The sequence below is a fragment of the Mesorhizobium sp. genome, from assembly GCF_004962925.1.
Lineage (GTDB): Bacteria > Pseudomonadota > Alphaproteobacteria > Rhizobiales > Rhizobiaceae > Mesorhizobium.
This window is the reverse complement of record NZ_SUEO01000235.1, coordinates 1-9,660: the sequence shown is the minus strand read 5'-3', so window position 1 is coordinate 9,660 and position 9,660 is coordinate 1. Positions and strand designations below refer to the sequence as shown.

The window sequence follows — 9,660 nt, the reverse complement described above, 5'->3', positions numbered from 1 at the left end:
GCTGTCCTCCGTGCTCATTCACCGGCAGTGGACCGATGAGGCACAGAATCCGATTTCGATCATGCTGTCGGTGCTCGACGAGGGCCATTCGCTGATCATCTTTCCCGAAGGCACGCGCAATATGACCGACCAGCCGCTGCTGCCGTTCCGTTCCGGCCTCTACAATCTGTCGATGGCGCGGCCCGACGTCGAACTCATCCCCTGCTGGATCGAGAACATGTCGCGGGTGCTGCCCAAGGGCCAGTTCGTGCCGGTGCCGCTGCTCTGCCGCGTCGTCTTCGGCGCGCCGATCGCCATTGCGCCCGGCGAGGAACGCCGCGCCTTTCTCGACCGCGCCCGCCAAACACTGCTTGCGCTGAACCCCCGCCCGCCAACGCACGATGCTCTAAGAGACGATTAGAACAAGATGCCGATAATGCACGAAACCCTCATTCTGGTTGTCGGCCTCGCTGCGGTGCTGACCACGGCAAGCCTGGTCGCCGGCATCATGGCGTGGCGCGCGCCGAAGCCGCTGTCCCCGACGCTGATCAACCTCAACCAGCGCATCAACGCCTGGTGGGTGATGGTCGTGGCGATCACCGTCGCCTTCTTCTTCGGCCGCTCCGGCATGACCATCCTGTTCGCGCTGATCTCGTTTGCGGCGCTGCGCGAATTCGTGACTTTGACGCACAGTCGCCGCAGCGACCACTGGGTGCTGCTCGGCATGTTCGGCATCATCATCCCGTTCCAGTACTGGCTGGTGTGGACCGCCTGGTACGGCCTCTTCACCATATTCATCCCGGTTTACTGCTTTCTGCTGATGCCGGCGATCACCGCGCTGCACGGCGATACCGAACGCTTTCTCGAGCGTGTCTCGGCGCAGCAATGGGCCGTCATGATCTCGGTCTACTGCGTCAGCCACGTGCCGGCGCTGCTGACGCTCGAGGTGCCCGGCTTCGAAGGCCGCAATTTGCTGCTGATTGCCTTTCTGATCATCACCGTGCAAGGCAGCGACGTTCTGCAATACATCTTCGGCAAGCTGTTCGGCAGGCATCTGATGTCGCCGAAGGTGTCGCCGTCGAAGACCTGGGAGGGCCTGGTCGGCGGGCTGGCGACGTCGAGCCTGCTTGGCGCGCTGCTATCGTTCCTGACGCCGTTCTCGCCGCTCCAGGCAGCCAGTGTCGCCTTCATCGCCTGCCTGATGGGATTCCTCGGCGGGCTAGTCGCCTCCGCCATCAAGCGCGATCAGGGGGTGAAGGACTGGGGCCATCTGATCGAGGGCCATGGCGGCATGATGGACCGCGCCGACAGCCTGGTCTTCGCCGCCCCGGTTTTCTTTCACACCGTGCGCTATTTCTGGACGTGACAGCGAACTACAGCCTTATTTTGCAGCCGCAAGCGGCGCTTTCTTGGCGGCCGGCGGCCGGCGGCGCATGCGGCGCTTGGCAGCGACCTTCAGCGCAACCGGCGGATCTCTCGACAACGCGCCCAGAACGGCTTCGACCATGCCGTACGCCACAAAATCGGCGTTGATGTCATTGGCCGGTTTGACGGCTGTCTCGCTGGCGTCGCCGTCCTCCGACCAGAACACGATGCCCACCCGTAGCGCCCTTTTGATACGTTTCAGCCGACGAACCAGGAAACGGGCGTGCTTGACAGAGTCGCGGTTCAGAAAGCCGACCACAACGGTGTCGACAGCGTCGAGCTCGAGCCGGCGAATGCTCGCCGGATCAATATCGGCAAAGCTCACCTTCGATATCGTTGCGCCCTGGACTTCGAGCACCTGCGCCAGCATGGCGGCTGCGGCATCGTCGAGTTCGCCGCGTCCGCCGGCGCACACCACCGCGATGTCCGTGCCATCAGGCAACTCGATGTCGTCCTCACCTTCCCCTTGAGTCTCCTTGTCCTTGCGCGAGCCGGTTTCCTCGGCGGCGGCTGGGTCTTCCTCCTCTGCTTCTTCCTGTGCGCTGTCGTCGAGGTTCGCCACCAGCGTCTGCGCACTGGCCGCCACCTGCCGTCTTTGCTCATCGCCCATGACGCCCCGCACGCGATCCTGTTCGCCTAGCAGAAGTGCGGGAATGGCGACCTTGGCATAGAATTCGAACAGATATTTTTCCTCCAAGATCTCCTCGGCGTGATCTGTGGCTTCCTCTGGATCACCGGCCAACAGCCGTTGGTAGAGCCGAGCATGGGGTTCGAGCACGGGTTCGTTGCCGAACAGAACGTCGAGGAATTCGAACTGCGGCACGTGCCTGCCAAGCACGACGAGACAGACGGTGAGCGGCGTCGACAGAACGAGGCCCAGCGGGCCCCAGAGCCAGGTCCAGAAGATAGCCGCAACGATGATGGCCAATGGTGAAAGCCCGGTTCGTGAACCGTAGAGCCACGGTTCGACCACGTTGCCGGTTATCATTTCCATGGCCACGAACAGCCCGGCGGTCCACAGCACGAGCGACCAGCCGGGAGCCACGGCAAGCGCCAGGAACAAAGGCAGCAACGCACCAATGATCGGGCCGATATAGGGAACAAAGCGCAGCGCCAACGCCAGCAATCCCCACAGCAGTGCATTGGGTATGCCGAGAACCCAAAGCCCGAATGCAATCGGCACGGCATAGACGATGTTCACCACCAATTGCATGAGCAGATATCGGCCGACCCGTTTGCCCGCTTCCTGGAGCGCCTCGGTGGTCCGATGAAGATCGCCGTACCCGACGAGGCGTATGAAACGATCGCGCAGGTCCTCGCGCTCGAGCAGCATGAAGATGACGACGACGATGATCAGGCCGGCCGATGCCAGCGGGCTGATCAGCGGCCCGATCAGGTTCTGAAGAACCTGGAGCGGCCTTTCGCGCGCGATGATCTCGACAGGCACCGGCTCGCGCTCTGGCTCATCTGCGGCGGGCGGTGGGGCTTCCTGCCTGTCGAGTTCCTGGCCAACGCTTTCGATCACCCCGCTCAGCCTGGCGATGATGCCTCCGCCGATGCCGGTCTCCTTCAGGGATCGGACCTTGGTCAGGATATTCGACTGGTAAAGCGGGATGTTCTGCGCCAGTTCGCTGACCTGCGTTGCGACAATGAAGGAGAATAGCGCGAGGACCGTGAATGCACTCAGCACGCTGGCGATGACGGCCGGGAGACGGGGAAGGCCGACTCGTTTGAGTGCCGAAACCATGGGCACGAGCGCAAATGTTAGCAGCAGTGCGATTGCGATCGGCAGGAAAACCTCGCGCCCGAAATACAGGGCCGCAACCGCCGCCACGACAGTCGCGACGGTGGGCAGTGACATGCGCGGGAGGGTTCTGGCAGAGGAAACAACGCCCATCACCCCGGGCTCGGCGGGGTGCATGCCGTTTCGACGATTGGCCGCCACTTGATACCTCCGCCCTGCCATAGCCATGATCGGGCATGTTGAGCCGGCGTGCAACGTTCGCTTCTTCGCGCCGGCGAGTTCGAAGACGCGAGCGGCAAGGGCGGGCGCTTGGCGGCCCAACTGGACAGCCGGACGGTCGCTTTGGTCGCCGGACACAACAACTGACGTAGTGATCGGTTCCGCAGAGGCAGAAGGCGAGCTCCAGCCTAGCCCGAATGGCGCAGCCAATGACGGTCGAACACGTCGAGAATGGCGCGAAACTCGGCGGGCGGGATCTGGCTGGCACCACCGTCCTTGCTGTCCGCGACGAGGAATTGCGCCAGCTGCCGATCGACCGCTTCCGGCTGCTCGATGGTCAGCCCGAGTGATGCCAAATCCCTAGCGATCGACCCGTCAGGCGGCAGATATCCGCCCCATGCCTCGGGCGTTGGATCGCGCAAGCGGACGATTAGGATCCTGGTCAGAGACGGCTGCGGCTCCGGGCCGATGATGGCGCCGCCGCACATATAGCCGCCAAGCACGCTTCCCGGCCGCGACTGTGGGAACAGGCAGAGGAAGAAATGGGCATCGCCGTCGGTTTCCTTCAGAAATGCATAAAGTCCGCGTTTTGTCGGGGTCACCGGTCCGCCGACCAGCAGTTGCCCGGTCGGCAACACCTCGCGATAGGCGGCGGTCAGCCCGTGCGGGCCCGGCCCGGTCTCTATCGACAGGCTGCCCCTGATCAGCTGGCCGCGATAATAGGGCGACAGAGCATGCGAATAGCATGCGTAGGTTCCGGCAAGGGCCAATCCGAGGCTTCGCTCCTCATGCCCAGATGATGCCTCGAACTGCGCGCCGGCGCGGCGTTCCAGTTCCGTCCTGTCGATGCCGTGTCGGGCGCAGATCGCCGCGGTGAAGCCTGGCAGGTCGCTTTGGGCGATCCAGGCGCCGGACTGCTCCAGCTTAAGAAGCTTCGACCAATCGTCGTAGACGCTGAGCTGGCGTGGCTGGGCGCGGCCTTGCAGCCATTTGTCGGCACGGCCGAGATCGAACGCCGTGTTCGGGTTGACGTTCCGGAACGCCGCCGCAAGGTCCTTGCGGCTGACGGTTCCCAGCAAAGCCACAGTCAGCCGTAACTTCTGCGCGATATGCTGTGCCATCCCACCTGCCCCTTTATGCCACCGCAAGGCATAACATGTGCCAGCACTTGCTCCCACCGCATTCATCGCGGGCCGGACATCTCCTAAAGTCGATAATCCAGGAAATCCGCAGAATTCCACGCCGTTCCACGCGCCTGCCCTTTTCGCCCCAGCGAGCGGCGCTAAGGTCGCGGACGGCAAGGGCAAATCATGTGGAACTCCCGCTATGTAGACTTGAATACCAACCCCCTTCCTCAGTCATTTGAACGACGGCGAAGCCGAGTTCTCGCAACCAGCACAAGATGCCGCCTCAACAAGGAAGGAATAATTCGATGTCCTGGAATGCTTCTCCCAAAATCTCCTTCACCGCGGTTGCGGCTGGATCCGCCGCACTGCTGCTTCTAACCTTCGGGCCGAACGGACCGTCGCGAGCTGCTGCCGGCTCGCGCGCGGCGGCGACATATGGCAAGCAGGCAAAGCCGGCCATTGAGCCGACGCGCATCGAGGTCGACGGCGGCGCGCACGTCATACGCTTTTACATCGACGGCAAGCAGGTCGCCCTGCTCGACTCCACCGGCTTCAAGGATTGATCTCGCACCGGGGTTGGCCGCGACATTGAGCTAAGCGCGGCTGGATGTCGGTGTTCGGCCGCGCCGCTCCAGGTCTCGGCCCGCCCAATGCGGCTGCGAGCCGAACGCGCATCCGCACCTGCTCCGTTTTCCGCGGCCCGCACTTTTCCACAAGCTATATTCCAGGAATTCCGCAGAATTCCACGCCGTTCCACACAGCGGCCGTGTTCGGGCCGGCGACTGGGGTTAACCTTACGTTAACCATAGAGGGACCCCATCATGAAACTTGCCCTGTCTGCACTGCTCGCTGTGCTCGCACTGTCGCAAGCCGTTGAGGCTAAAACGAAAGTCGTTATCACCGATGCCAAAGCGGCCACAGCCGAGAAAAGCCGGCCGCTGCTCGACGATAAGTCCACCGGCGGGATCGCCGCGTCGTCTGGTGCCATGGCGGCGCCGGCCGGCAAGAATGTGCCCAGTCCGTATCCGCCGGCGATCTATTTCAATTTCTAGAGTTTCATCCATCCCTAATGGATGGGGCTCTATCTTTTATTTCGACCGTGCCACGCTTGCGGCGCCCGGGATCGACAGGCCCCGGGGATCGACAGGCCCCGGGGATCGACAGGCCCCGGGGTCGACAGGTTTGGCGGCGGCGCGTCAGGCCGTGACAGGATTGCTAGGCTCGCCTCCAGCCTCAGCCGATCCTGACGACGAAATGCTTCGTCACCGGCTCGATGATCTTCCACGTTCCCTTGAAATCGGCCTCGACCACGAAGGCATCGCCGGGACCGACTTCGGCGGGCGCGCCTCCATCGGGCGTGATGACGATGCGGCCTGATATCATGTGCACGAATTCATAGTCGCTGTAGGTTGCGTGGTAGGTGCCGGGGGTAGCCTGCCATGTTCCCGACATGACCTTGCCGTCCTCGGTAGTGTGCTGGACGGCGGTCTTCATGGTTGGGTTGCCGTCGACCACAACCCAGCCCGCGAGATCGCCCGCCTCTGCGTTTTCGACCGCGCCGAATTTGAGGATGGTCTTCGCTGTCATGGTCGGGCTCCGTTTGACCTGTGCCGGCATTGGCTGTCGGTCAATAGCCGAAGCACCTGATATGGGCAACGTGGGTGCCCGGCATGCTTGACCTGGCCGCCATCCGCCGGATAGTCCGTGGACCGGCCCCATGAAAGAACCGATATGACAGACGCGATTGTAAGAGACAGCAACGGCGCCCAGCTGAACGAGGGCGATTCCGTGACCCTGATCAAGGATTTGAAGGTCAAGGGCACGTCGGAAACGATCAAGCGCGGCACGCTGGTGAAGAACATTCGCCTCACCGGCAATCCGGGCGAGATCGAATGCAACACCAAGCAGGTGAAGGGCCTGGTGCTGAAAACCGAATTCCTGAAGAAGGCGTGATCGGCTGAGGACGCCGCCTTCCCCCATGACCTGCGCGGGCTCCCCGACCTTGCAAACGGAAGCCTCCGGGAATCGGCGCTTCTGAATTGCGCAGGCAAATGGCAGACACGGCATCGCTGCGATGCGAAACGACGACGCCATGACCGCGCAGGGCCGCTCCTTGAAGGCCGTCGAAAGCGCAATATATCAATGACTAAGCGTGCGTTGCACGCGACGTAGTGCTTTGGTCAAACTTCATCTGTGGAGGTTGTCATGGCAAACAACGTGATGGAAGGAAAGAAGGCCCAGGATTGGATCAACCTGATCCTTGCGGTCTGCCTGTTCATCTCACCCTGGGTACTCGGCTTCGCTGCTGAAATCAATCCTGCGTGGAACGCCTGGATCGCAGGCGTTGTGCTCGGTGCTTTGGCTATCACGGCGCTTTCGGTATTCGCCGAGTGGGAAGAATGGGTAAATCTTGTCGTCGGGCTCTGGCTGATTGTTTCGCCCTGGCTGCTCGGCTTCATGGCGAACGCCAACGCGATGGCGACCCATATTGTCCTCGGCGTGCTGGTGGTTGCGGCATCGGCCTGGGCGGTCTGGGACTCCCGTCATCATCCGCCAGCGCATGCGTGATTGGTGACGACCAAGGGAGCCCGGCGCGCGAGCGGCGGGCTCTTCCAAAGCCTGAGATTGGTACGCAGGCCCGCAAGCCGGGCCAACTTTCTACTTGTGCTCAAAGTCGGCCGCCGCAGTGCAAGCAGACGGCGGCGCTGGCGCGGCGCTCCTGATGTACACGCCGACGCGCACACCGCGCTGCACGCCGCGAACCTCCACTTATGTTGCACTGCGTTAGATTTGTTGCATTGCAATATCTGCGCATCGCGTCGAGTCTTCGCAACGGGTGGGCTTTTTCAACGACCTACGCGAGGTTTTGCCGTGTCAGCATCGTTCCGGCCTGATATCGAAGGGCTGCGTGCGCTGGCGGTGTCGGGCGTCGTCGCGTTCCATTTCGGCCTGTCGGACCTGCCGGGCGGCTTCACAGGCGTCGACATCTTCTTCGTCATCTCCGGCTATCTGATCACCGGTCAGTTGCTGCGCGAAATCGCCGAGGACGGCCGGCTGAACCTGTGGCGGTTCTATGCAAGACGCGCCCGGCGCCTGCTGCCGGCCTCGCTGTTCGTCATTCTCGTCACGCTGGTCGCGGGCTACTTCATCCTGTCGCCGGACGAACAGGCGCTCTATTCGAAAGGCGCCATGTTCGCCTCGGCCTATGCGATCAATTTCTGGCTGATCCGCTGGTCGCTCGACTATTTCGCCCCCGATGCGGCGAACAACCCCTTCATCCACTTCTGGTCGCTCTCGGTCGAGGAGCAGTTCTATCTCGTATGGCCTGGGCTGCTTCTGCTGGCCGCATGGCTGCGCCCGGGCAAGCGCACGGCAATCCTGGTGATCGGGATCGTCGGCGCGGTGTCGTTCGCCGTCTGCGCCTGGCTCACCACCGTGGCGCAGCCCTGGGCCTTCTATTTCTCGCCGCTTAGGGCCTGGGAATTCGCCGCCGGCGGCCTGGCGACGATGGCGCCGGCAAAATTCTGGAGGGAGCGCCCGCAACTGGGCGCAGCGCTGGCCTGGCTTGGCCTGGCGCTGATCGCCGGCGCCTATCTAACCTTCAGCGAGCAGGACACCCCCTTCCCCGGCGTGATGGCACTGGTGCCGGTGGCCGGCGCCGTGCTCCTGCTGCTCAGCGGTTCCGATAATGTCCAAAGTGGGCCCAGCGCCATGCTGGCGCTGCCGCCGTTGCAATGGGTGGGGAAACTTTCCTACTCGCTCTATCTCTGGCACTGGCCGGTCATCGTCTATGCGACGATGATGGTTCCCGACCTCTCCTGGCCCGGGCGGCTTGCCTGCGCGGCATTGACGCTGGCGCTGTCGATCTTCACCTATAATTTCATCGAGAACCCGATCCGCCGCAACGGCTGGCTGATGGCGAACGCGGCGCGCGCGCTTGTCCCCGCCGCAATGCTGACCGGCGCCAGCGTGGTGGCGACCTATGCCAATGCACGCCTTGCCGTGCACGATCTCGACCCTTCACAACGCATCATCGCCGAAACCGCCGCACAGCCTTCCACCGCCCGCGCCAAGGTAGGCTGCGTTCTCGACTACGAGACCGTCACGCCGAAGGCCTGCGAGTTCGGCGCCAAGAATGCCGAGCACTCGATCGCGCTGTTCGGCGATTCGCATGCCGACCATTGGTCGACGCCGCTGATCGAGGCGGCAACGAAGAACAACTACAAGGTCGTCACCTGGCTCAAATCCGCCTGCCGGGCCTCGCGGCTGACGGTCTGGAGCTCGAAGCTGAAGCGCGACTACACCGAGTGCGATCAATGGCGCGAGCAATCGATCAAGGAGATCATCGCGCTGCGCCCGAGCCTGGTGGTGATCTCGGAGATCTCGCTGACGAGTTCGCGCAAACTGTCGCCCGACGCGCAGGAATCCGACAGCCTGGATCAGGACTGGCGGGCCGGCCTGCGCGCGACGCTGGAGGCGTTCAGCCAGGCCGGGCTGAAAGTCGCCTTCATCCGCGACGTGCCGTTCAACGGCATGTTCGTCGACACCTGCGTAGCCCGCGCGCTGTGGCGGGGACAGACGCCATCGGTATGTGACGCGCCGCGGAGCGACGCCGCCAACGACGCCGTGGCCGCAGTGGAGCGCGACATCGTGCGCGCCGTCCCCAACGCGACCTATGTCGACATGACCGACCGGTTCTGCGACGCCAAGACCTGCCATGTCTTCATCGACGGCAAGCTCGCCTACCGCGACCGCCACCACATGGCGACGCCCTTTGCGCAAACGCTGGAGCCGCCGGTCGAGCGCGCCCTGTTTTCGCAGCTGGCGGCGGAGAAGTAAGAACGACGCAAGATGCGCTTTCACCCGCTGTCTCAGTGCCCGCTCTCAGTGCAAGCCAAACTCACGCAGCAGGTCTTCGCGATAGCGCACGAACCGGCTTTCGCTGCGATCGCGGGGGCGCGGCAGTTCAACCTCGACCAGCCGTGCAGTGCCGCCTTTCTCCCTGGGCAGGATCAGCACCCTGTCCGCAAGATAGATCGCTTCCTCCAGATCATGGGTGACCATGACCATCGTGACGTTCTCCTCACTCCAGATGCGCGCCAGCTCCTCTTGCATGCCGATCTTGGTCATGGCGTCGAGCGCGCCTAGCGGCTCGTCGAGCAGCAG

Annotated in this window: 10 protein-coding genes and 1 pseudogene; 7 read left to right on the top strand and 4 right to left on the bottom strand. The window is 63.0% G+C overall.

Annotated elements, in window-relative coordinates; genetic code table 11:
- Nucleotides 1–400, top strand: a 400-nt coding sequence (locus E5W87_RS30395; protein ID WP_292406101.1) for a lysophospholipid acyltransferase family protein, incomplete at its 5' end; no start/stop codon positions are given.
- 15 nt (nt 401–415) lie between these two features.
- The gene (locus tag E5W87_RS30390; RefSeq protein WP_292406098.1) at nt 416–1,345 is read left to right on the top strand and encodes a phosphatidate cytidylyltransferase; all 930 of its coding nucleotides are present in this window, start codon (nt 416–418) and stop codon (nt 1,343–1,345) included.
- 15 nt (nt 1,346–1,360) lie between these two features.
- On the opposite strand, the gene E5W87_RS30385 is transcribed toward E5W87_RS30390, so the two are convergent.
- Both E5W87_RS30385 and E5W87_RS30380 read right to left on the bottom strand, forming a co-directional pair.
- Complete coding sequence (locus E5W87_RS30385) at nt 1,361–3,349, bottom strand: AI-2E family transporter (protein WP_292406096.1); 1,989 nt, start codon at nt 3,347–3,349, stop codon at nt 1,361–1,363.
- Nucleotides 3,350–3,555: 206 nt separating this feature from the next.
- Nucleotides 3,556–4,488, bottom strand: coding sequence for a hypothetical protein (locus E5W87_RS30380; protein ID WP_292406093.1), 933 nt, complete (start codon nt 4,486–4,488; stop codon nt 3,556–3,558).
- A gap of 311 nt (nt 4,489–4,799) precedes the next feature.
- On the opposite strand from E5W87_RS30380, the gene E5W87_RS30375 reads away from it, so the two are divergent.
- Complete coding sequence (locus E5W87_RS30375) at nt 4,800–5,057, top strand: hypothetical protein (protein WP_292406090.1); 258 nt, start codon at nt 4,800–4,802, stop codon at nt 5,055–5,057.
- A gap of 258 nt (nt 5,058–5,315) precedes the next feature.
- Nucleotides 5,316–5,546 (top strand): hypothetical protein, encoded by a 231-nt coding sequence (locus tag E5W87_RS30370; RefSeq protein WP_292406087.1) that lies wholly within the window; start codon nt 5,316–5,318, stop codon nt 5,544–5,546.
- A 181-nt stretch (nt 5,547–5,727) separates the two neighbouring features.
- Here E5W87_RS30370 and E5W87_RS30365 read toward each other — a convergent pair whose 3' ends face one another.
- Entirely contained in the window at nt 5,728–6,081 is a 354-nt protein-coding gene (locus tag E5W87_RS30365; RefSeq protein ID WP_292406083.1) for a cupin domain-containing protein, read from the bottom strand.
- Between the two features lie 144 nt (nt 6,082–6,225).
- On the opposite strand from E5W87_RS30365, the gene E5W87_RS30360 reads away from it, so the two are divergent.
- The 3 genes from E5W87_RS30360 to E5W87_RS30350 all read left to right on the top strand — a co-directional run bounded on the left by E5W87_RS30360 (nt 6,226) and on the right by E5W87_RS30350 (nt 9,333).
- Nucleotides 6,226–6,447, top strand: a complete 222-nt coding sequence (locus E5W87_RS30360; RefSeq protein ID WP_292406080.1) for an alkylphosphonate utilization protein — start codon at nt 6,226–6,228, stop codon at nt 6,445–6,447.
- A gap of 252 nt (nt 6,448–6,699) precedes the next feature.
- Nucleotides 6,700–7,062: an SPW repeat protein gene (locus tag E5W87_RS30355; RefSeq protein WP_292406077.1), complete on the top strand. Its 363-nt coding sequence runs from the start codon at nt 6,700–6,702 to the stop codon at nt 7,060–7,062.
- 303 nt (nt 7,063–7,365) lie between these two features.
- Entirely contained in the window at nt 7,366–9,333 is a 1,968-nt protein-coding gene (locus tag E5W87_RS30350) for an acyltransferase family protein (protein ID WP_292406074.1), read from the top strand.
- 45 nt (nt 9,334–9,378) lie between these two features.
- Here E5W87_RS30350 and E5W87_RS30345 read toward each other — a convergent pair.
- A pseudogene (locus E5W87_RS30345) lies at nt 9,379–9,660 on the bottom strand (ABC transporter ATP-binding protein); the annotation flags it as partial.

What these genes read in the sequence shown, in the direction of transcription:
- E5W87_RS30365 (WP_292406083.1), bottom strand. Translation starts at nt 6,081, where the DNA reads ATGACAGCGAAGACCATCCTCAAATTCGGCGCGGTCGAAAACGCAGAG.
- E5W87_RS30375 (WP_292406090.1), top strand. Translation starts at nt 4,800, where the DNA reads ATGTCCTGGAATGCTTCTCCCAAAATCTCCTTCACCGCGGTTGCGGCT.
- E5W87_RS30360 (WP_292406080.1), top strand. Translation starts at nt 6,226, where the DNA reads ATGACAGACGCGATTGTAAGAGACAGCAACGGCGCCCAGCTGAACGAG.
- E5W87_RS30370 (WP_292406087.1), top strand. Translation starts at nt 5,316, where the DNA reads ATGAAACTTGCCCTGTCTGCACTGCTCGCTGTGCTCGCACTGTCGCAA.
- E5W87_RS30390 (WP_292406098.1), top strand. Translation starts at nt 416, where the DNA reads ATGCACGAAACCCTCATTCTGGTTGTCGGCCTCGCTGCGGTGCTGACC.
- E5W87_RS30380 (WP_292406093.1), bottom strand. Translation starts at nt 4,488, where the DNA reads ATGGCACAGCATATCGCGCAGAAGTTACGGCTGACTGTGGCTTTGCTG.
- E5W87_RS30355 (WP_292406077.1), top strand. Translation starts at nt 6,700, where the DNA reads ATGGCAAACAACGTGATGGAAGGAAAGAAGGCCCAGGATTGGATCAAC.